Here is a 20,147-nt window from a genome sequence, read left to right as displayed (position 1 = left end):
TCAGGCCACCCCCGACAGCGTGCCGTGCGATTCGGCCGACGCGCGCAGCTCGTCCAACGCCGCGACGATCTCGTGCTCGGCGGCAATGAAGCACTGCACGTCCACACCGGCGGCCGCCCGCAACTGCGCGAGCGCCGTATCGGAAAGCGGCGCCGCCACGGCGACGTTGAGCGCCGATCCTTCGCCGATACCGAACGGAATCGCACGATGCCGCACTTCGATGAAGTCCGGCAACCGGGTGGCGAACGGCCGCCAGTCGCGACGCGCCAACTCGACACGCGGCAATCCCGCCTGCCATGCAACGGCGTCGGCGAGCGTTTCGGGATCGAGCCCGGCTTCGTTGACCAGCAGTTCGCCCAGCCGCGTGCCGGCGTCGGCGCGCTGCATTTCGAGCGCATCGTCGAGCTGCTCCTGGCTGATCGCATGCCACGAGAGCAGCAGCTCTCCCAGACGGCGGTGCACCAGTCGAAGATCCTCGCGCGACGGATACGAATGCCTGGTCTTGTCCCAGCCGATCGGTTTTCCGGTCACGGTCGACACGATGAACAATCGCCACGCACGACACACCGCGAAGAAGTTGATGAAGTTGTTGACCACCAGCCGCGGGATCGACAGCAGCCCCTGATGAAATCCGTTCAGCCTCGTGACGAAGTACACGCGCTGGAGCACGCGATTCACGAGCAGCGCCGCATTCGCGGCCATCATGTACTCGAGCCATTTCGGCGAGGCCTCGAGCAAGGTCTGTCCGGCCGGCAGCCAACCGCGCGCGATCGCGAACCGCAGCAGCAGGTGATTGACCAGCAGCAGGTAAGCCAGAATGGTGACGAGCGACGTGACGGTGCCCTTCCGGTCGCGCAGATACATGTACTTCGTCGCGATCGAGCCGTGCCAGCCGAGGCGCTGCGCGCCCTGGAACGCGATGCCGATGATCCAGCGTGCGCGCTGCCGGTACGCGGTGCGGAACGTGCCGGGAAACAGTTCGCGGGTCGCAATGATGCTGCGCGCGTCGATTTGCCGACGCTGGCCGCCGAACATGTGACGACGTGTCGTCTTGTATTCGAGCGGCAACCAGACGAAGGCCATACGCGCGCCGATGCGCTTCATCTGGAAGCTCGTGTCGTAGTCTTCGGTCAGGCTGTCGGTGCAGAACGGCTGGTTGTTCGCGCCTTCGAGCAGGCGATCGAGGATGCGGCGGCTGTAGCACGACGCGACGCCCGCGCCCGGTATGCAACCCGTCAGGCTTTCGCGCACGACCAGATCCTTGGAATGCCACTCGCTGAAGTCGTCGAGATAGGTGCAGCCCACCCAGTCCTTCCAGTCGCGTTCGAGCGACAGCACCGGCAGTTGCAGAAACTCCTTCCGTTCGATCAGGTGATTGAAGAGTTTCAGTTCGAGCGGATGAATGATGTCCTCGCAATCGTGCATCGCGACGCCGGCAAAGCGCATGCCGTTCTCTTGCTCGTAGGCGAGAATCGACTGGACGATCCAGTTCAGGCAATCGGCCTTGCACGTCGGGCCGTCGTTGCGGACGATCGCCCGACGCACGACGTTCGGATAGCAGCGCGCCATGCGATCGGCTTCGATCGTCGTATCGGGATCGTTCTGATAGGTGCCGACGAAGATGACGAACTTGCGATATTCGAGCGTCGCGATGGTGTGCTCGATCATCTGCGCGAGCACCGCGTACTCCTTCCACGCGGGCACCATGATCGCAAACCAGCGCTCGTCCTCGCCGCGCAATTCCTGAGCGGTGAGCCGCGGATAGCGGCGGTGGATGACGAAGCGCCGGTACGCGGCGCGGATCCAATAGAAAGCGTCGATGTACAGGTCGTCGAGCGACGACACGAGGATGACCGTGCATACGACCACGACCACCGCATTGAATGCATCGAAGTACGCCGCCTGCAGCGGATGAAGCGCGGGAGCCAACGTCATCGTGCGGTTCCCCCGCCGCCGAAGCGAGACGGTTGGCGAATCGCACGCATGCAGCGCGCTGCCCGCAAATTTCCACCCCGTGCGATTTCGGTCGCACCGTCGTTATTTTTTGTGTTCATAGCCTTCCCCGTTCGAAGCGATCGCGCCGTCACCGCAAGGTTTCGCGAGACCGTGTCGCTCCTTTAATGATTCGAATCTATGGGCGCGCTTCGTTGCGCAATTGATGTCGATCAACGGCGCTCGTGGCAATCGTTTGCCGTGTATCCGCACCTCTCTTCGCTTTGTGTTCCACGCCACATGTGGTTTTTGTTTGCAACCGGAAGTGGGAAAATCGCAGGATGAGGAGCAGACGAATTCCTCTGAGAAATTCGATGCGTGATCGACGCCGCGGTTACGCCGCGTTAGCCGAGATACGGCGCGCTGATGGCGTGATCTCGGACGTTGTGGGCCGTTGCAACAACATGAGTTGCGGCCCGGCAGACGACCCGCTCGCGCACGCCGGACTTCGACGTGCACGGATGCCGCGACGTGATGAATCGTTGCGTCGCGCCGCATTCGGGAAAGGTGTAATTCTGCGTGTTCGAGTGCCGCGCGAGCGGGGTGACGATTGCCATCGGAAGGCAACTCGTGGCGCTATCGAAATCGTGCCGTTAGCGAAATGGAAATCGCATGTACTGGCCCGCGAAGTGTCGCTGCGAATGACGGGCGGCGAGCAGCACGTGATGACGATCGACGCTGCGCTGGCGTTTCTCAAGCAGCATGCGCGCGTTCCATCCGCGACGCGGGCGTGCTGATACGAAAGGCAATGCAGTCGGCGGGGATTCTCCTCAGACCATTGATTCGTCTGAGGAGATGAACCTGTCGGCAGGCGGCCTTGCGTGCCGGACGACGACGGCCTCGACGACTGACGCACTGCGCTACGCTGCGGCCCGGCCACTGTCAGCCCTATAATCCCGCACGGCAAAATCGCCGCCCCGTTCCGATTCGCAAGCCTTCCATGGAGCTTCCCGCAATGTCGCCGAACATCGACGTTCCCTTCTTCCGCATCCTGTCGGACAGCTACGGCCGGCTGCTCGGCAAGCCGCTGGTGCCCGCGGGGATGAGCGCCGCCGAAGGCGCGCGATGGCTGTACGAAGCCGCGCCGTTCGGGATTCTCGCGCACGGGGTCGCGGCGGATCCGGTGTTCGTCTACGGCAACGCGCGCGCGCAGGCGATCTTCGGATACGACTGGGACGAACTGACGGCGTTGCCGTCGCGGTTCTCGGCGGAGCCGATGGAGCGCAGCGAGCGCCAGCGGTTTCTCGAGCAGGTGGCGCGGGACGGCTTCGTGTCGGGCTACCGCGGCATCCGCATCACGAAGTCCGGCACGCGCTTCTGGATCGAGCATGCGACCGTGTGGCAACTCACGGACCCGGACGGCAATCATTGCGGTCAAGCGGCGATGATCCCTGAGATCCATCCGATCGGCTGATGCCGTTGCGTGCGTCGCGCGTGCGCGACGCGGGTCGGGCCGGATGCCGAAACCTGCGCCGGCCGGCGAGATAACGAATTCGTAATCGACGGCTCACCTTGCCGAAAGTGCCCGTTACCGAGAATGGAGTCTCACTCTTCATCGCACTGGGTGGAGAGCGAAGAACCGAAACCGCTCCCGGATACGGTCATACCACTCCAATAGGTGAACCTCATGAAGAATCTGATCCGCGCCGTCCTGATCTCATGCGCATTGAGCGCGCCCGTCGTCGCCTTTGCGCAAAACACGAACGGTCCCGTCACGCGTGCCGAAGTGCGCGCCGACCTCGCACGCGTCGAACGGGCAGGGTACCGTCCGATCGGCAACGACCCGTTCTACCCCAGCGACATCCAGGAGGCCGAAGCGAAGGTCGCCGCCCAACGACCGGACGCATCGCCTGCGCAGTCGCACGCCGTTGCGTCGCAATCCGACGCGCAACGCGCGGCGGTGTCGTACGCGTCGAACGATACGTCGGGGCTGTACGAACATCACTGAGCGCACCTCGCGAGACTTGGCCGGCATGCGCTGCACGGCGGGCGAACGCACGATTCGACGCCGCGCGGCCGGCCGCATGCCGATGGGCCGCGGGCCGCGATGCGCGCCGTAGCGGCGCGCGCTCAACGATGGAGCAGCGGGTAAGCGACGAGCCCGATCAACGCGGCCGCCGCGACGACCACCGGCTCCTGCAGCTTCTTGAAGCGCCATAGCAGCAGGACGGTCGCAACGGCCAGCGCGGCCGTCGGCACGTCGACGATCGAACGCTTCGCGATCACCAGCACCGAGCCGGTGATTGCGCCGACGGCCGCGGCCGTGATGCCGTCCACGAACGCCTTGACGCCCGGCAGGTGGCCGTACTTCTTCACGTACGGCGCGGGCACGACCGTGAACAGATAGCACGGCAGGAACGTGCCGAGCGCCGCGACGATCGCACCGGGCAGGCCGGCGACCAGATAGCCGATGAAGCCGACCGTGATGACGACCGGCCCCGGCGTGATCATCGCGACCGCGACGGCATCGACGAACTGCTTGTCGTTGAGCCAGTGATGTTCGGTGACGACGCCGCCATACAGGAACGGCACGATCGCCAGCCCTGACCCGAACACGAACGCGCCGGCCTTCATGAAGAACGCGCCGAGCTGCAGCAGCTGCGGCAGATCGATGCCGCTCAGCGCGCCGCTCGCCGCCGGCAGGTTCGCCGCGGCCGCCGCGCCGAGCCCGCCGCCGCGCAACCAGCGGGGCGGCGCGCGCCACAGCCAGCCGATCACGCCCGCGACGACGAACAGCCACGCGATCTCCGACTCGGTGACGAAGGTCACGACGGCAAGCGTCGCGAAGATCGCCCACAGCAGCTTGTCGCGGCCGACGGTTTTGGTCGTGAGCTTGTACGCGCTCATCGCGATGATGCCGACCACCGCCGCGCCGACGCCGTAGAACACGGCGTGCATCCACGGCAGCCCGCCGAAATGCGCATACGCGAAGCCGAGCGCGACCACCATCAGGAACGACGGCAAGACGAACGCGCAGCCGACCAGCGTCGCACCGGCGACGCGGTAGTGCACGAAGCCGAGATAGATCGCGAGCTGGGCCGCCATCGGCCCCGGCGCGAGCTGCGCCAGCGTGAGTCCTTCCTTGTAATCGGCTTCGGTGATCCAGCCGCGCCGCTCGACCAGATCGCGCCGCATGTAGCCCGCGAGCGCGACCGGGCCGCCGAAACCGAACGTGCCGAGTCGAAGCATGTAGGCGACCAGCTCGCCGAGCGAGTAGGCCGGTTCGGTTGCGGCGGTGGCGGTGGTCATGATCCGGCTCCGGTCCCGGTCGTCCCGGTCGACGTGAAATGCGCATAAAAGGCGTCGAGCACGACGGCCATCTGGTCGAGCAACTGCTCGTCGTCCTGCGCGCGCTCGCGGGCGCCGGCCATCACGGCTTCGAGGCCGGCGGCTTCGGGCGCCGCGGGGCCGCCCACGTCGAGCGCATGCACGATCGCGCCGAGCCGCGCCAGCGCGCGGTCGCCGTCGAGGCCGAAGCTGGCCAGCAGCACCTCGAACGTCACGCGCTCGCCGACGTGCGTGAACGCCGCGCCGTCGAAGTCGAAGCCCAGTGCGTCGGCCGGACAATCCGTCGGCGAGGCGAGCCACACGAAGCGCGGGCGGGCGTCGATGAAGCGGCGGATCAGCCACGCGCTCGCGACGCGATCGACCCACATGCGCCGCCGCGTGGCCCACGTGCGCCCTTGATATTCGCCGAGCGCAAGCACGCGGATCGGGCGCTCGGCCGCTTGCGGCTCGCCGGGCGACAGCACGGTGTCGACCAGCGCGACGAAGTCCTGCAGCGCGGCTTCGGCGCGCGTCGACGCGTCGCCCGGGAAGTAGTCGCTCGCCCGCAGCGCGTCGAAATCCTTGCGCACGCGCCGCAGCAGGCGCGCGAGTTCCGAAGCCGGCTGGCCGGCGAGCGCCTTGCGGGCGTCCGCGAGCGTCCGCATGAACGCCGTGTAGTCGTCGCTGCGGTCGAACAGCGCGCGAAATGCCTGCTCCTGCGCCGCATCGGCGCTCGGCGCGCGCAGCAGATGCGCGCTGCCGCCGCTGTCGGCGATCGCGTCCGCCAGTTCGTCCAGCGTTCGGTGCTGCTCGTCCGAGTGCGGCAGCAGGTAGACGCCGTCGCGCAGCACCGCGCAGCCCTTCGCCTTCAGGGCGCGCCAGAACCGCATGCGGGCCGTCGCGTTCTGGGTCGGAAGCGTCAGCACGAGCAGCGACCAAGTGGTGAATGAGTTCATGTAGCGGATGCTACTTCTGTGTCGCAAGCTCTACAAGTTTCTCGCTGCGATGTCGTCCTGACGCTCCGGGGCGCGCGCATCGTTTGGTCGGACCAATGGCCAAGATACCCCTCCCCACTATCCGAACCCGCGATTTGATATATAGTCCCCCCCGGTATATGAAGGGACCACCATGAGCCACACCATCCAGGAAAAACAGAAGCTGCTGAACCGCGTCCGCAGGATCAAGGGGCAGGTCGAGGCGATCGAACGCGCGCTGGAAGACGAGCGCGGCTGCAACGAGATCCTGCGTCTGATCACGAGCGGACGCGGCGCGATGAACGGCCTGCTCGCGGTCGTGCTGGAAGATCACATCCGCAGCCATCTGGTCGACGCGGAAGGTCATGACGACGAAGGCAGCGCGAGCGAGCAGCTGATCGAAGTCGTTCACAGCTACTTCAAATGACCGGAGGCGCAATGAGCCGTTTCAGCGATGAGGCCTTCGGGGCAGGGCACGATCACATTTTTCTCGGCGCCGCGCACGAGCAGAACGAGCGCAGGACCTGGACCGTCATCGTGCTGTGCGCGGCGATGATGGTGGCCGAGATCGTCGGCGGGTCGATCTTCGGCTCGCTGGCGCTGGTCGCGGACGGGCTGCACATGTCGACGCACGCCGGCGCGATGCTGATCGCCGCCTTTGCGTATACCTATGCGCGCAAGCATGCGAGCGACCCGCGATTCGTGTTCGGCACCGGCAAGCTCGGCGATCTCGCCGGCTTCACGAGCGCGATCGTGCTCGCGATGATCGCGCTGCTGATCGCGTACGAGGCGGTCAGCCGGATGCTGGCGCCCGTGCCGATTCACTTCGGCGAAGCGATTCCGATCGCCGTGCTCGGGCTGGTGGTGAACATCGCGAGCGCGTGGCTGCTGAGCGGCGATCATCACGGTCATGGCCATCATCACGGGCATGCGCACGGACATCATCACGACCACGGCCACGAACATGAGCACGCCCACCATCACGACGCGGAAGCGCACCGGATCGTCGACGGGCAGCACGCATTCGCCGTATCGGTGTTCGAGGACGGCGTGCCGCCCGTGTTCCGGATCGCGCCGGCGACGCACGACGCGGCGCTCGTCGACGCGGCCGCCGTATCGATCACGACGCTGCGTCCGGACGGCAGCCGCCATACGTTCGCGATGCAAAGCCGCGACGGCTATCTGGAGTCCATCGAGACGATCCCCGAGCCGCATGCGTTCACGGCGATCGTCCGGCTGAACGGCCGCGAGCACGCGCTGACGTTCGCCGAGAGCGAGCACGAGCACGGCGCCTCGGCGGCGGCCCGCGATCACAACATCCGCTCGGCCTACATCCACGTGCTCGCCGACGCGGCGGTGTCCGTGCTGACGATCGCCGGCTTGCTGCTCGCGCGTGCGTTCGGCTGGCTGTGGATGGATCCGCTCGCCGGCATCGTCGGCGCGCTGGTGATCGCGAACTGGTCGTACGGGCTGATGCGCGACACGGGCAGCATCCTGCTCGACATGAATCCGGATCGCCGCCTGGCGGACAGCGTGCGCGCCGCGCTCGAAAGCACCGGCGACCGGATCCGCGATCTGCACGTGTGGCGGCTCGGGCCGGGGCACATGAGCGCGGTCGTCTCGGTGCTGACCGACGACCCGCAGCGCGATGCGCGCTACTACCACCGCGTGCTGCAACGCTTCGGCAGCCTGTCGCACGTGACGGTCGAAGTCGTGCCCGTGCCGCGAGGGCAATGACGATGGCAGTCAAGTCGCCGTGCGTCGAGGTATGCTCGTTCGACGGCCGCACCGGCTACTGCGTCGCGTGCCTGCGCACCCGCGACGAAGCGCGCGGCTGGAAGAAGATGACGGATCACCGGCGTCATCAGATCGTCAACGACCGCGCGCGGCGGCATGCCAGGCTCGCGCGCGCCACACCCGATTGATCGCACGATGAACACGCCCGCACCGATTCGACGCAAGCAGCCGATCCCGCGCACCGTGTGGGCACTGGGCCTCGTGAGCCTGTTCATGGACCTGTCGTCCGAACTGATCCATGCGCTGTTGCCGATCTATCTGGTGACGACGATGGGCATGAGCGTCGTCGCGCTCGGCGTGCTCGAAGGCGCCGCCGAAGCGACGGCGATGATCGTCAAGGTGTTCTCCGGCGCGATCAGCGATTGGCTCGGGCGCCGCAAGGGGCTGCTGCTCGTCGGCTACGGCCTCGCGGCGCTGACCAAGCCGCTGTTTCCGCTGGCGTCCACGCCGGCCGTGGTCGTCGTCGCGCGCCTGCTCGATCGCGTCGGCAAGGGAATTCGTGGCGCGCCGCGCGATGCGCTGGTGGCCGACGTCGCGCCGCCCGAGATCCGCGGCGCATGTTTCGGCCTGCGTCAGTCGATGGACACCGTCGGCGCGTTTCTCGGCCCGATGGGCGCGATCGTGCTGATGCTGGGGTTCGCCGACCACATCCGGATCGTGATGTGGTTCGCCGTCGTGCCCGCGTTCGTCGCGATCGCGCTGATCGTGTTCGGCGTGCGCGAGCCCGAGCATGCGGCGCCGCAGCGCGGCTTCCGTTCGCCGCTGCACTGGCGCGCGTTGCGCGAGTTTCCGCGCGCGTACTGGTTCGTCGTCGCGGGCGGCGCGGCGTTCACGCTCGCGCGTTTCAGCGAGGCGTTCCTCGTGCTGCGCGCGCAGCAGACGGGCCTCGACGTCGCGTGGATTCCGGGCGTGATGGTCGTGATGAGCATCGCGTATGCGCTGTCCGCGTGGCCGGTCGGCGTCCTGTCGGACCGGATGGACCGACGCATGCTGCTGGCGGCGGGCATGGTGCTGCTGATCGCGGCCGACCTGCTGCTCGGCCTCGGCGGGTCGATGCCGACGATGTTCGCCGGCGTGGCCGTGTGGGGCCTGCACATGGGCTTCACGCAGGGCATCCTCGCCGCGATGGTGTCGGAAACAGCGCCGGCCGCGCTGCGCGGCACCGCGTTCGGCGTATTCAATCTGGTCAGCGGGATCTGCATGCTGCTCGCCAGCAGCATCGCCGGCGCGCTGTGGACGCACTTCGGCGCATCGACCACGTTCGTCGCCGGCGCGGCGCTGGTCGTGGTGCCGCTCGCGCTGTGCCGGTTCATGCCGCGCGTCGCGCCGCCGGCGGCGTGAGGCGATGCACTGCGCGTGCGCCGGGCGGCGCTCGCGCTGAAACAGCCGCGACTGCATCCGCGACCGGCGACTTTCCCCCAGTTGCCGAATCGATCCCCAGCCATTGAGCCGTGCTCTCCCTGTCGAGCCACGCTCCACCCGCAACTCTCCCTCCGCAATTTTTTTCGATTTATCTGCCGCTATTCTCGGCGTTGTCGAAGATCGGATGTACGCGCGATGTAATACCGACCGCGCCGGACGATTCCGCGGAAGTATTTACGCAACGCCGAGGTACGCACCGTCCGGCGCGCCCTTCACATGAGTGATTCCATCGTTCAGGAGAGCGTCTGCCATGGTTGCCGGAAAATCGCTTCGCGCCGTGCTGCTTGCCGTGTCGATCGCCGCGGTCGCGCCGCCCGGCCACGCGGGCAATACCACCGACTGGCTCGCGAACACCTACGGCACGCTCGCCGCGCACGTCGGCAACGTCGCACGGGCGATGTGGGTCGCGCCCGAAGGCGTGATCTACACCGCATCGATGTGGGACGAGTATGAGGGCGGCGTCGCGATCTACCAGAACGGCAAAAGCATCGGCTCGATCGGCACGCATGCCGAATTCCAGGGCAGCGCGATCACCGGCAACGCGACGTCGTTGTTCGTCGCGCTGCAGCCGGGCAGCGGATACGGCAGCGGCGCGGTCGGGCGCTACAACCGCGCGACGCATTACCGCGACCGGCTGATCCTGGTCACCGCCGCGACGAACCAGCCGCGCATCGACGTCGTCACCGGGCTTGCGACGGCCGGCACGCTGCTCTACGCGAGCGATTTCTACGGCAACCGCGTGCGCGTGTTCACGACCGACGGCGTATGGCAGCGCGACATCGGCGTAGCGGCGCCGGGCGCGCTCGCGCTCGACGGCGCGGGCAACGTATGGGTCGCGCAGAAGCGCGCGGGAACGATCGTCGAATACAGTCCGGCCGGCGCGCTGCTGAACACGATCCGGCTGCCGGCCGGGTCGCAGCCGTCGGCGCTCTATTTCGATGCGGCGGCCGGGCAACTGATGGTCGGCGACGAAGGCCCCGACATGAACATCAAGCGCTATGCGGTGACGGGCCGGCCGGCGCTGGTCGGCACGTTCGGCGTGCGCGGCGGCTATCTCGACACGACCACCGGCATCAAGGGGCAGGTCGGCGCGCAGCGCTTCACGCGCATCGCGGGCATCGGCAAGGATACGGGCGGCAACCTGTACGTGCTGAACAACCCGTGGGGCGGCAGCTGGGATCTCGGCCGCAACGGCGCGACCGACCTTCACGCATACGGCAGCACCGGCGGCCTGCGCTGGACGCTGCAGTCGCTGAACTTCGAGGGCATCGCCGCGCCCGACCCGGTCACCGACGGCGCGCTGTTCTACAGCGGCACGCACGTGTACCGCGGCACCGCGGGCGGCACGTTCGTCGCGAACACCGTCGATCCGTTCGCGTATCCGGCCGACCCGCGCATCAACATGAACGACCCGCAGCGCGACGAGCACTTCGGGCTGCTCACGGCGGTCGGCGCGAACCGGATTCTCGTCGTGGCCGGGCAGAATCCGCCGGTCTATTACTTCTTCCATTTCGATGCGGCCAACGGCTACGTCGCGATTCCCGACGGAGCGATCCCGGGCCCGGCATTCGACACGACGCGGCGCGTGTCGGCCGGCTTCAGCATCGACAGCAAGGGCGGCGTATGGGCCGGCCTCGACCACACCGGCGCGATCTATCACTATCCGCTCGCGAGCTTCGACGCGAGCGGCAAGCCCTCATGGGGCGCGGGCGTGCCGACGCCGATTCCCGCCAGCATCCAGCCGCTCACGCGCATCGTCTATCTCGCCGACAGCGATACGATGGTGCTCGCCCAGGGCGTGGTGGGCAGCACCGACTGGACCTCGATCGGCACGCGCATCGAGGTCTATCACGGCTGGCTCGCGGGCAACACGACGAGGCCGAACCCGGTGATCACGCTGCCGCACAGCGGCGCGAAGTCGATCGACGCTGCCGGCAATCATCTGTTCGTGGGTTACTGGTTCAGCAGCAGCGGCCCGCTGTGGCCGAACATCGACGCGTTCAATCTCGACACTGGCCGGCTCGACACGACGCTCGTCAATGCGAGCCCGGCGACCGTCGATACGAGTAGCGCGATCGACGCGATGTACAGCGTCCGCGCGTACCGCCGCGCGAACGGCGAATACGTGGTGACGAAGAACAACGTGAAGGGCAACAGCATCACCGTCTATCGCTGGACGCCTTGAGGCGGCGCGACGGCCGCGAGCGTTCACTTCGCCGCCGCGGCGTTGCCGTCGATGGCTTGCGTTTGTAAAGAAGCGATGACGAGGAAACGGGAAAGCGCGCGCCGGTCGGCCGGCACGCGCTTTCCCATTCAGATGCGACCGAGCAGCACCAGTATCACGACGATGACCACGATCAGGCCAACCGAACCGGACGGCCAGTAACCCCAGCTCCGACTGTGCGGCCATGCCGGAAACGCGCCGATGAGCAACAGAATCAGAACGATGATAAGGATCGTACCGAGCATCGCATCCCTCCTGAGATTGTTGGAAAAGACGATGTCTGGCGTCGCAATTCCTGTGCCGCGACGAGCGGCGTGACGGTCGCGGGGCGTGTGCGTGCACGTGGAATTCACGTCATGAATGCCGATAGATTCAGAAAATAAATTTCAAAAATGCATACGCGATCGCTATGCTGGTCTTTCGGCACCGCTTCGATGGATACGCAATGGCTGAACTCTTTCTGGTACGGCACGGGCAGGCGTCGTTCGGGACGAACGACTACGACCGGCTGTCCGCGCGCGGCGAGCAGCAGGGCGTCTGGCTCGGCGAGTATTTCGCGCGCCAGGGCCTGACCTTCGACCGGGTGATCTGCGGGACGATGAACCGGCATGCGCAGACGGTCGACGCGATCCTGCGCGGGATCGGCGGCGAACGCGTGACGGTCGACCGCCATCCGGGCCTGAACGAATATGACTTCCACGGGCTGTTCGCGGCCGCCGCGCACGACTATCCGGAGATCGCGCGGCTCGCGGCCGGCTCGATGAAGGAGCACTTCCGCGCGCTGCGGCAGGTGCTGCATCTGTGGGCCGACGACCGGCTCGGCGACACGGCGCCCGAAACCTGGGCGCATTTCCAGCAGCGCGTCGCCGCCGCGCGCGCGGCGATTCGCGACGGCGGCAGCCAGCGCGTGCTCGCGGTGAGTTCGGGCGGCCCGATCGCGGTGACCGTCCAGCAGGTGCTCGCCGCGCCGCCCGCGAGCGCGATCGCGCTGAACCTGCAGATCCGCAACAGCAGTCTTTCGCAGTTTTTCTTCAACGCCGACGCGTTCCATCTGGCGTCGTTCAACGGCATCCCGCATCTCGACGATCCCGAACGACACGCATGGCGCACCTACGGCTGACCCAACGAACGATCGCGACGATGACCCATCCTGCCCCGCCCCTCGACGCAGCCCGCCTGACGCGCTATCTGGAAGCGCACGTGCCGGGCTTCGAAGGCCCGCTCGACCTGGAGAAGTTTGCCGGCGGCCAGTCGAACCCGACGTACCTGCTGCACGCGAAAAGCGGCCGCTACGTGCTGCGCCGCCAGCCGCCCGGCGAACTGCTGAAGTCCGCGCATGCGGTCGACCGCGAATTCCGCGTGCTGAGCGCGCTGTCGGGCACTGCGGTGCCGGTCGCGCGTCCGTATCACCTGTGCGAAGACCGCGACGTGATCGGCAGCATGTTTTACGTGATGAGCTTCGAGGACGGCCGCATCTTCTGGGATCCGGCGTTGCCGGAGCTGCCGAAGGCCGACCGCGCGACCTGCTACGACGCGCTGCTCCGCACGATGGCCGCGCTGCACGACGTCGACGTCGACGCGGTGGGCCTCGCCGACTACGGCCGTCCCGGCAACTACTTCGAGCGCCAGATCGGCGTGTGGACGAAGCAGTATCGTGCGGCGCAGACGGAGCGCCTCGACGCGATGGAAACGCTGATCGACTGGCTGCCGCAAGCGTGCCCCGACGACGCGGGGCGTCCGGCGCTCGTGCACGGCGACTTCCGGATCGACAACGTGATGTTCGCGCGCGACGACTACCGCGTGCAGGCCGTGCTTGACTGGGAGCTGTCGACGCTCGGCAATCCGCTCGCCGACCTCGCGTACTTCTGCATGTGTCTGCGGCTGCCGGCCGGCACTCAGGTGCGCGGGCTCGCGGGCCAGGATCGCGCCGAACTCGGCATCCCGGACGAAGCGGCGATCGTCGCGCGCTACTGCGAGCTGCGCGGGATCGAGCCGATCCGCGACTGGCATTTCTATCTCGCGTTCAGCTTCTTCCGGCTCGCCGCGATCGCGCAGGGCGTGAAGGCGCGCGCGCTGCAAGGCAACGCGTCGAGCGAACAGGCGCTGCGCGTCGGCGCGATGGCCGGCCGGCTGGCCGAGCTGGCCGTCGACGTGATCGGCGCGCAGCGCTGACGCCGCAAACACGGCCGCGCGGCCGCACGACAACACATCGATGGAGGAGCACAGCAACATGGCAACGAACCTGTTCGACCTGACGGGCAAGATCGCGCTGGTGACGGGCGCGAGCCGCGGCATCGGCGAGGAAATCGCGAAGCTGCTCGCGCAGCAGGGCGCGCACGTGATCGTGTCGAGCCGCAAGCTCGACGACTGCCGGGCCGTTGCGGACGCAATCGTCGCGGCGGGCGGCCGCGCCGAAGCGCTGGCCTGCCACGTCGGACGGATGGAGGACATCGCCGCGACGTTCGAGACGATCCGCGGCCGGCACGGCCGGCTCGACATCCTGGTGAACAACGCGGCGGCGAATCCGTATTTCGGACACATCCTCGACACCGATCTGGCCGCGTACGAGAAGACCGTCGACGTGAACATCCGCGGCTACTTCTTCATGTCGGTCGAGGCCGGCAAGCTGATGAAGGCGCAAGGCGGCGGCGCGATCGTCAACACCGCGTCCGTGAACGCGCTGCAGCCGGGCGACCGGCAGGGCATCTATTCGATCACGAAGGCCGCGGTCGTGAACATGACGAAGGCGTTCGCGAAGGAATGCGGGCCGCTCGGCATCCGCGTGAACGCGCTGCTGCCGGGCCTCACGAAGACGAAGTTCGCGGGCGCGCTGTTCGCCGACCAGCAGATCTATCAGGCATGGATGGAGAAGATTCCGCTGCGCCGTCACGCGCAGCCGTCCGAGATGGCCGGCACGGTGCTGTATCTCGTGTCGGACGCGGCGAGCTATACGAATGGCGAATGCATCGTCGTCGACGGCGGCCTCACGCTCTGAGCGCGCGACGACCTACGACGGCCTGCGGGCCTTTTGAACCGAACGAACACGCGCAATTGCGAGGAATCGATCATGGATTTTGGCTATACCCCGAAGATGGAAGAACTGCGTGAGCGCGTGCGTGCGTTCATGGATGCGCACATCGTGCCGCGCATCCGCCAGTGGAACGACGAAGTGCATGCGGGGCACTACCCGGTGTCGTTCATGGAGGAATTGAAGGCGCGCGCGAAGGCCGAAGGGCTGTGGAATCTGTTCCTGCCGCATCTGAAGGAAGACGAGCCGGGCACGGCGCTGACGAACCTCGAATACGCGCCGCTCGCGGAGATCATGGGGCGCGTCGCGTGGGCGTCGGAGGTTTTCAACTGCAATGCGCCGGACACCGGCAACATGGAGTTGCTGCACATGTTCGCGACGCCGGCGCAGCGCGACGAGTGGCTGCTGCCGCTGCTGCACGGCGAGATCCGCTCGGCGTTCGCGATGACGGAGCCCGACGTCGCGTCGTCGGATGCGACCAACATCACGACGCGCATCGAGCGCGCCGGCGACGAGTACGTGATCAACGGCCGCAAGTGGTTCATCACGAATGCCGCGCATCCGAACTGCAAGATCTTCATCGTGATGGGCAAGACCGACCCGGCGGCGGAAGCGCACCGGCAGCAGAGCATGATCCTGGTGCCGCGCGACACGCCGGGCGTGACGGTGGTGCGCAACATCACCGTGGTCAATCACTACGCGCCGGAAGGGCACTGCGAGATCACCTTCGACAACGTGCGCGTGCCGGCGCGCAACCTGCTCGGCGACGAAGGCAGCGGCTTCGCGCTCGCGCAGGCGCGGCTCGGGCCGGGGCGCATCCACCATTGCATGCGCTCGATCGGCGCGGCAGAGCTCGCGCTCGAGCTGATGATCGATCGCGCGCAGTCGCGCGAGGCGTTCGGCAAGCCGCTGAACCGGCACGGGACGGTCGGCGAATGGATCGCGCGCTCGCGCATCGAGATCGACCAGGCGCGGCTGCTCGTGCTGAAGGCCGCGTGGATGATCGACAAGGTCGGCGCGAAGGCCGCGCGCAAGGAAATCTCGATGATCAAGGCGCTCGTGCCGACCATGTACACCGACGTGTGCGACCGCGCGATGCAGGTGTTCGGCGCGATGGGCCTGAGCCCGGACACGCCGCTCGCCGATCTGTGGAGCTGGGGGCGCGCGCTGCGCTTCGCAGACGGCCCGGACGAGGTGCATCTGCAGTCGATCGCGCGGATGGAGATCAAGGGCGCCGTGCGCGGCGCGACCGAGCCGTATCTGACGCGCCCGCCGCGCGACTGAACGTGTCGCTGCGATGTCGCTGCGATGTCGCTGCGATGTCGCGGCGAGCGCGCGCGAGCGGACGCGAGGTGGCCGAACCCGACGCGCGCGCCGTATTAAGATGCCGGCAAGGAGATCCGGCAATGCGCCTTTCGAAGATTGACCTGAACCTGTTCGTCGTATTCGATGCGATCTACAACAAGCGCAACCTGACGCGCGCGGCCGAAGTGCTGAACCTCACGCAGCCGGCCGTCAGCAATGCGCTCGCGCGGCTGCGCAAGACGCTGAACGATCCGCTGTTCGTCAGCACGCCGGCCGGGATGATGCCGACGCCGATGGCCGAGAACATCGTCGGCCGCGTGCGCGAGGCGTTGCAGTTGCTCGACTCGAGCGCGCACGAGGGCGACGTGTTCGAGCCCGCGTCGTCGGAGCGGGTGTTCCGGTTGAGCATGAGCGACCTGACCGAGGCGTTGCTGCTGCCGGCGCTCGGCGAGCTGCTGCAGACGCATGCGCCGGGCATGCACGTGCGCAGCTATACGCTGGACCGCCGCGAAGTGGCGACCGCGCTCGCGAACGGCTCCGTCGACATCGCGATCGACGCGCCGCTGATCGGCGATCCGCACCTGTGCCAGGCGCTGCTCGTGCGCGACCGCTACGCGTGCATGATCCGCGAAGATCATCCGTTCCGGCGCGATGCGCTGACCATGGACGACTACCTGTCGATGGGGCACATCCACGTGTCGAGCCGCCGCAAGGGCAGCGGGCACGTCGACGCGGAGCTGACGCGCCTCGGGCTGCGCCGCACCATCCAGATGCGCGTGCAGCACTACATGGTCGCGCCGTTGATCGCGATGCGCGGCGATCTCGCGCTGACCGCGCCGCTCCGGCTGCTGCAGCGCTATCCGGCCCGCATCCTCGAACTGCCGTTCGAGATGCCGGCGCTCGAATACTTCTGCTACTGGCACCGCAGCGCCGACCAGGATCAGGGCAGCCGATGGTTGCGCGAGCAGCTGATGACGCTGATGGGCGGGATCGGCGAGCTGCAGTGATGCATCGCAGTGACGTGCCGCAGTGATGTGCACGCCGCTTGCTAACGGTCTTCGTCGAAGCGCGCCGATGCGGGGCGGCGCTTCATCTCCTTCAGCCAGCGCCGGACGTTGTCCGGATCCTCGAACTCGCGCAGCGTGACGGTCAGGTCCTGAATGCTGCGCTGCATGCCGGCGATGTCACGCGCGAGCAGGCGCACCACGGTGTCGGGCGCGATCTTCACGGACGGCGCGATGCCGTAGGTTCGGCGGAAATCGTTCTCCACGTGTTCGATCTCGCGGTCGAGCTCGCGCAGCTGCTCGTCGAGGATGCCGTTGTAGCGCGTCAGCCGCGCTTCGCCGAGGCCGGCGATTGCATGCCGGTCGATCTGTTCGATCTCAAGCTGAAGCTCCAGCAGCTGCAGCAGGTTGCGCTTCGCATAGGCGTGGTTGACCCGCTGCATCAGCGCGGTCTTGCGTTCCTGGTCGTGCGGATCGGTGGCGCGATCGGGATGCAGCGCGCTGGCCAGCTTGCGGTAGATCTCGCGGATCGACTTGCTCGATTCGGCCTGCTCCGCTTCGGCGCGCGCCTGCGCGGCTGTCTGCTTCGGCGTCTTCCTGCGCTTCGCGCGCTGCGCCTCGCGTGCCGCGTGCGCGGCCATGTCGCGCTCGAACTGCGCGTCGAGCTCGGCTTGGAGCCGTTGCGCCAGTTCGTCGGGTGACAGGGCATCGAGATCGTCTGCCGCGTCGGCGCCGGGCGCGGGCTGCGGATCGGCCGCTGCGCTGCCGGCCGGCCCGCTTGCATGATGGCGATCGTAGACGCGCTGCAGCGCCGCGTCGTCGGCGGCGTCGAGCACGTCGCGGGCCATGTCCGCGATCAGGTCGGACAGCGTGCGCTGCTCGGCCTTGCTGAGTCCGCTACGCAGGAACGCGTCGTCGAGCAGATGAATCAGCCGCGTGCGCAGCGCCGTCGATTCGCGTTCGAGCGGCAGCAGCGCGTCCACGAACTTCTTCTGGAACGCCGGCGTGACGGCGTCCCACGCCGCGAGGCGCTCGCGCCGCTTGTCGATGCGCTCGACGAGCGTGTTGAAGGTCTTCTGGGCGTCGGACAGGCGGGCTGTCTCGTGACCGGGCGCGATCGCAATCGCGGCACCGCGGCGTGCGGTCATGATGTGGGGTCCTCCGGCCGCGGCGGGACGCGCGGCAGGCCGGTATTTTAGCTGGACGCGAGAGGCCGCTGTGCGGCGGTGTGCCCGCGCATGCGTCGATCTTCACGCGCGCACTGCGCATCGGCACCCCACATCTCATCGGTTCGCTGCCGCGACGGCCGCTGCGCCCGACGACGTGCGCGGTGCGCCGCCCGAGCCGTAGGCCGCTTCGCCGCTGCGGCGTTCGGCGGCGCGCTTCTCCTCGAGGCGCACCTGCGCGGCGACGATGCCTTCCGGGTAGTTGTCGGCGTCGCCGGCGGATGGATCGTAGCCGACCGATTCGAGGTCGAGCAATTCCTGGCGAACCTGTGCACGGGTGAGCGGCGACTGCGCATACGATGCGCGCGGTGCGGCGAGCAGGACGGTCGCGGCCGCGCAGAGCGTCGCGAAGGTGACGATGATGGATTTCATGATTTCCTCGGAGGGTTTCGCTGCGGTTCGTCGCGCACGCGGCGGGCCGCAGCGACGAAACGAATCGATACGCGTGGAACGCAACGCACGTCACGCGGCGGCGGCCGTCGCCACGGTCATGTCCGGTCGCGCCGCCACCGCGCGCAGCATGCTGACCGACGGCAGCCTGAAGCGCTCGGCGGCGAGATCGACGAACGCGCGCACCTTGCCCGGCAGGAACTCGCGGCCGGGATACACGAGCGACACGGCGACGCCGTCGCTGACGAGCCGGTAATCGGCGAGCACGCGTTTCAGCGCGCCGCTGCGCAGATCGCTCGCCACCGCGAATTCGGGCAGCAGCGCGATACCGCCGCCCGCAAGCGCGAGCTGACGCTGCATCAGCGCGCTGTTCACTGTGACGCGCGGCTCGACGTGGAGCGCGTCCACGGTGCCGTCCGGGGCAACCCACCGGCACGTCTTCGCGCCTGTCGCGACGCCGACGATCCGGTGCGCGGCGAGGTCGGCGGGCTGCTGCGGCGCGGTCATGGCGAGCAGGTAGCCGGGCGATGCGACCGCGACGAGCGGCGCATGGGCCAGCGCGCGCGACACGACCGAGAGCGACGAGATCATCGTATCGGCGACGATCCCGCAGTCGAAGCCACCGCCGAGCAGATCGACTTCCGACTCGGTCAGCGTGATGTGCAGCGACACCTCGGGATGGCGCGACTGGTACTCGGCAAACAGCGCGGCCAGCTCCGGCGACATCAAGCTGTGCAGCACGACGACGTTCAGATCGCCGCCGATCCGGCTCGATTCCTGCGTCGCGCGCGACTCGATCTCGGACAGGTCGGCGAGCAGCGAGCGGCAGCCTTGCGCATAGCGGACGCCGACTTCGGTGAGCACCGTCTTGCGCGTCGAGCGTTGCAACAGCTTCACGCCGAGGTGCGATTCGAGATCGCCGACGTAGCGCGTCACGAGCGACGGCGACAGGTTCAACTGGTGAGCGGCATGGGAGAAGTGATGCGTGTCGGCAACCTTGAGAAAGACCCGCATCGCACTGAACAGATGATTCACGACGATTCCTGTTGGAAGGGGCGGTGGCGGCGGCGGATCAGCTGCCGAAGTAGACGTTGCAGAAGCTCGCCGGGCCGATGCAGCCGGCCTCAGGTGCATTCGGTGCATCGGGCGTGCGGGTCGGGGCGACGCGCACCGGTGCGGCGACGGCCTTCGTTGCGGTGGCGCCGTGTGCGCATGCGTCATCGCCTGCATGCGCGGCGGCGACCGCTACGACAGAGGCGATGCTGCTCGATTGCTGCTGCGAGGCGGGCGCCGCCGGTTGCTGTTGCGCGGACGCGGGTGCGGTGACCGTGATGCCGCAAAGCGCGATGAAGGTGGCGAGAACGGAAAGGGAAGCGGACCGGGACATTCAGGACTCCAATTAGACCAAACGGGTTTCACACGCGTTCGATTCGGGACGTGGGCATCGCCGACGCAGGCCGTCGATGGCCGGGAGCGTGTCAGATTCTTCTTGTCGAGTGTGTCGGCGTGCTACGGAAG

General features: G+C 67.3%; 21 protein-coding genes. 13 read left to right on the top strand and 8 right to left on the bottom strand.

The genetic code is table 11. The features are described from left to right. Positions 1 to 1,935 (bottom strand): glycosyl transferase family protein, encoded by a 1,935-nt coding sequence (locus AK36_RS09255; protein WP_045578329.1) that lies wholly within the window; start codon positions 1,933 to 1,935, stop codon positions 1 to 3. 371 nt (positions 1,936 to 2,306) lie between these two features. On the opposite strand from AK36_RS09255, the gene AK36_RS32790 reads away from it, so the two are divergent. The 3 genes from AK36_RS32790 to AK36_RS09240 all read left to right on the top strand — a co-directional run bounded on the left by AK36_RS32790 (position 2,307) and on the right by AK36_RS09240 (position 3,940). Then, positions 2,307 to 2,729, top strand: a complete 423-nt coding sequence (locus AK36_RS32790; RefSeq protein ID WP_144410635.1) for a hypothetical protein — start codon at positions 2,307 to 2,309, stop codon at positions 2,727 to 2,729. Between the two features lie 218 nt (positions 2,730 to 2,947). Beyond that, positions 2,948 to 3,406 (top strand): MEKHLA domain-containing protein, encoded by a 459-nt coding sequence (locus AK36_RS09245; protein WP_014724313.1) that lies wholly within the window; start codon positions 2,948 to 2,950, stop codon positions 3,404 to 3,406. 213 nt (positions 3,407 to 3,619) lie between these two features. Then, a complete protein-coding gene (locus AK36_RS09240) occupies positions 3,620 to 3,940 on the top strand; it encodes a DUF4148 domain-containing protein (protein WP_045578328.1) in 321 nt (106 codons plus the stop codon). A 122-nt stretch (positions 3,941 to 4,062) separates the two neighbouring features. Here the strand turns inward: AK36_RS09240 and AK36_RS09235 are convergent, their stop codons facing one another. Both AK36_RS09235 and AK36_RS09230 read right to left on the bottom strand, forming a co-directional pair. After that, positions 4,063 to 5,241 carry a chromate transporter gene (locus tag AK36_RS09235; RefSeq protein ID WP_014724314.1) on the bottom strand — a complete coding sequence of 393 codons (1,179 nt, stop codon included), beginning with the start codon at positions 5,239 to 5,241 and terminating at the stop codon, positions 4,063 to 4,065. Further along, positions 5,238 to 6,215, bottom strand: coding sequence for a chromate resistance protein ChrB domain-containing protein (locus AK36_RS09230; protein ID WP_045578327.1), 978 nt, complete (start codon positions 6,213 to 6,215; stop codon positions 5,238 to 5,240). Before AK36_RS09230 ends, AK36_RS09235 begins: the two co-directional genes overlap by 4 nt. 172 nt (positions 6,216 to 6,387) lie before the next feature. On the opposite strand from AK36_RS09230, the gene AK36_RS09225 reads away from it, so the two are divergent. The 5 genes from AK36_RS09225 to AK36_RS09205 all read left to right on the top strand — a co-directional run bounded on the left by AK36_RS09225 (position 6,388) and on the right by AK36_RS09205 (position 11,637). Further along, positions 6,388 to 6,660, top strand: coding sequence for a metal/formaldehyde-sensitive transcriptional repressor (locus AK36_RS09225; RefSeq protein WP_011881211.1), 273 nt, complete (start codon positions 6,388 to 6,390; stop codon positions 6,658 to 6,660). An 11-nt stretch (positions 6,661 to 6,671) separates the two neighbouring features. Beyond that, entirely contained in the window at positions 6,672 to 7,970 is a 1,299-nt protein-coding gene (gene dmeF, locus AK36_RS09220; RefSeq protein WP_011881212.1) for a CDF family Co(II)/Ni(II) efflux transporter DmeF, read from the top strand. Further along, positions 7,967 to 8,158, top strand: coding sequence for a DUF1289 domain-containing protein (locus AK36_RS09215; protein ID WP_034193724.1), 192 nt, complete (start codon positions 7,967 to 7,969; stop codon positions 8,156 to 8,158). Before dmeF ends, AK36_RS09215 begins: the two co-directional genes overlap by 4 nt. A 7-nt stretch (positions 8,159 to 8,165) precedes the next feature. After that, complete coding sequence (locus AK36_RS09210) at positions 8,166 to 9,371, top strand: MFS transporter (RefSeq protein ID WP_045578326.1); 1,206 nt, start codon at positions 8,166 to 8,168, stop codon at positions 9,369 to 9,371. Between the two features lie 331 nt (positions 9,372 to 9,702). Further along, positions 9,703 to 11,637, top strand: coding sequence for an SMP-30/gluconolactonase/LRE family protein (locus AK36_RS09205; protein WP_045578325.1), 1,935 nt, complete (start codon positions 9,703 to 9,705; stop codon positions 11,635 to 11,637). Positions 11,638 to 11,765: 128 nt separating this feature from the next. Here AK36_RS09205 and AK36_RS30865 read toward each other — a convergent pair whose 3' ends face one another. Beyond that, positions 11,766 to 11,921, bottom strand: coding sequence for a DUF3309 family protein (locus tag AK36_RS30865; protein WP_011881216.1), 156 nt, complete (start codon positions 11,919 to 11,921; stop codon positions 11,766 to 11,768). A gap of 200 nt (positions 11,922 to 12,121) precedes the next feature. Between AK36_RS30865 and AK36_RS09195 the strand changes: the two genes are divergently transcribed. The 5 genes from AK36_RS09195 to AK36_RS09175 all read left to right on the top strand — a co-directional run bounded on the left by AK36_RS09195 (position 12,122) and on the right by AK36_RS09175 (position 17,016). Then, a complete protein-coding gene (locus AK36_RS09195; RefSeq protein ID WP_014724320.1) occupies positions 12,122 to 12,796 on the top strand; it encodes a histidine phosphatase family protein in 675 nt (224 codons plus the stop codon). A 20-nt stretch (positions 12,797 to 12,816) separates the two neighbouring features. After that, on the top strand, positions 12,817 to 13,848 hold the full coding sequence (locus tag AK36_RS09190) for a phosphotransferase (RefSeq protein ID WP_045578477.1): 1,032 nt from the start codon (positions 12,817 to 12,819) through the stop codon (positions 13,846 to 13,848). 58 nt (positions 13,849 to 13,906) lie between these two features. Beyond that, entirely contained in the window at positions 13,907 to 14,671 is a 765-nt protein-coding gene (locus AK36_RS09185) for an SDR family oxidoreductase (RefSeq protein WP_011881219.1), read from the top strand. 72 nt (positions 14,672 to 14,743) lie between these two features. Then, complete coding sequence (locus tag AK36_RS09180) at positions 14,744 to 15,988, top strand: acyl-CoA dehydrogenase family protein (protein WP_045578324.1); 1,245 nt, start codon at positions 14,744 to 14,746, stop codon at positions 15,986 to 15,988. A gap of 122 nt (positions 15,989 to 16,110) precedes the next feature. Continuing rightward, on the top strand, positions 16,111 to 17,016 hold the full coding sequence (locus AK36_RS09175; protein ID WP_045578323.1) for a LysR family transcriptional regulator: 906 nt from the start codon (positions 16,111 to 16,113) through the stop codon (positions 17,014 to 17,016). 41 nt (positions 17,017 to 17,057) lie between these two features. On the opposite strand, the gene AK36_RS09170 is transcribed toward AK36_RS09175, so the two are convergent. From AK36_RS09170 to AK36_RS09155, 4 genes are all read right to left on the bottom strand, one after another. Continuing rightward, the gene (locus AK36_RS09170; protein ID WP_011881222.1) at positions 17,058 to 18,161 is read right to left on the bottom strand and encodes a J domain-containing protein; all 1,104 of its coding nucleotides are present in this window, start codon (positions 18,159 to 18,161) and stop codon (positions 17,058 to 17,060) included. 135 nt (positions 18,162 to 18,296) lie between these two features. After that, positions 18,297 to 18,611: a DUF4148 domain-containing protein gene (locus AK36_RS09165; RefSeq protein ID WP_014724325.1), complete on the bottom strand. Its 315-nt coding sequence runs from the start codon at positions 18,609 to 18,611 to the stop codon at positions 18,297 to 18,299. 90 nt (positions 18,612 to 18,701) lie between these two features. Further along, entirely contained in the window at positions 18,702 to 19,664 is a 963-nt protein-coding gene (locus AK36_RS09160; protein ID WP_014724326.1) for a LysR family transcriptional regulator, read from the bottom strand. Between the two features lie 37 nt (positions 19,665 to 19,701). Then, the gene (locus AK36_RS09155; protein WP_034193718.1) at positions 19,702 to 20,016 is read right to left on the bottom strand and encodes a hypothetical protein; all 315 of its coding nucleotides are present in this window, start codon (positions 20,014 to 20,016) and stop codon (positions 19,702 to 19,704) included. Positions 20,017 to 20,147: the final 131 nt, after the last annotated feature.

Origin of the sequence: Burkholderia vietnamiensis LMG 10929, assembly GCF_000959445.1 — a bacterium.
GTDB classification, from domain to species: domain Bacteria; phylum Pseudomonadota; class Gammaproteobacteria; order Burkholderiales; family Burkholderiaceae; genus Burkholderia; species Burkholderia vietnamiensis.
Note: the sequence above shows the minus strand (reverse complement) of the source record. Positions and strands in the feature narration are given on the sequence as shown.

Bases quoted from the DNA above. Each gene is read 5' to 3' on its own strand.
- AK36_RS09240 (WP_045578328.1), top strand. From the start codon at position 3,620: ATGAAGAATCTGATCCGCGCCGTCCTGATCTCATGCGCATTGAGCGCG.
- AK36_RS09205 (WP_045578325.1), top strand. From the start codon at position 9,703: ATGGTTGCCGGAAAATCGCTTCGCGCCGTGCTGCTTGCCGTGTCGATC.
- AK36_RS32790 (WP_144410635.1), top strand. From the start codon at position 2,307: ATGCGTGATCGACGCCGCGGTTACGCCGCGTTAGCCGAGATACGGCGC.
- AK36_RS09195 (WP_014724320.1), top strand. From the start codon at position 12,122: ATGGCTGAACTCTTTCTGGTACGGCACGGGCAGGCGTCGTTCGGGACG.
- AK36_RS09230 (WP_045578327.1), bottom strand. From the start codon at position 6,215: ATGAACTCATTCACCACTTGGTCGCTGCTCGTGCTGACGCTTCCGACC.
- AK36_RS30865 (WP_011881216.1), bottom strand. From the start codon at position 11,921: ATGCTCGGTACGATCCTTATCATCGTTCTGATTCTGTTGCTCATCGGC.
- dmeF (WP_011881212.1), top strand. From the start codon at position 6,672: ATGAGCCGTTTCAGCGATGAGGCCTTCGGGGCAGGGCACGATCACATT.
- AK36_RS09225 (WP_011881211.1), top strand. From the start codon at position 6,388: ATGAGCCACACCATCCAGGAAAAACAGAAGCTGCTGAACCGCGTCCGC.
- AK36_RS09180 (WP_045578324.1), top strand. From the start codon at position 14,744: ATGGATTTTGGCTATACCCCGAAGATGGAAGAACTGCGTGAGCGCGTG.
- AK36_RS09185 (WP_011881219.1), top strand. From the start codon at position 13,907: ATGGCAACGAACCTGTTCGACCTGACGGGCAAGATCGCGCTGGTGACG.
- AK36_RS09255 (WP_045578329.1), bottom strand. From the start codon at position 1,935: ATGACGTTGGCTCCCGCGCTTCATCCGCTGCAGGCGGCGTACTTCGAT.
- AK36_RS09235 (WP_014724314.1), bottom strand. From the start codon at position 5,241: ATGACCACCGCCACCGCCGCAACCGAACCGGCCTACTCGCTCGGCGAG.
- AK36_RS09215 (WP_034193724.1), top strand. From the start codon at position 7,967: ATGACGATGGCAGTCAAGTCGCCGTGCGTCGAGGTATGCTCGTTCGAC.
- AK36_RS09210 (WP_045578326.1), top strand. From the start codon at position 8,166: ATGAACACGCCCGCACCGATTCGACGCAAGCAGCCGATCCCGCGCACC.
- AK36_RS09190 (WP_045578477.1), top strand. From the start codon at position 12,817: ATGACCCATCCTGCCCCGCCCCTCGACGCAGCCCGCCTGACGCGCTAT.
- AK36_RS09175 (WP_045578323.1), top strand. From the start codon at position 16,111: ATGCGCCTTTCGAAGATTGACCTGAACCTGTTCGTCGTATTCGATGCG.
- AK36_RS09245 (WP_014724313.1), top strand. From the start codon at position 2,948: ATGTCGCCGAACATCGACGTTCCCTTCTTCCGCATCCTGTCGGACAGC.
- AK36_RS09155 (WP_034193718.1), bottom strand. From the start codon at position 20,016: ATGTCCCGGTCCGCTTCCCTTTCCGTTCTCGCCACCTTCATCGCGCTT.
- AK36_RS09170 (WP_011881222.1), bottom strand. From the start codon at position 18,161: ATGACCGCACGCCGCGGTGCCGCGATTGCGATCGCGCCCGGTCACGAG.
- AK36_RS09165 (WP_014724325.1), bottom strand. From the start codon at position 18,611: ATGAAATCCATCATCGTCACCTTCGCGACGCTCTGCGCGGCCGCGACC.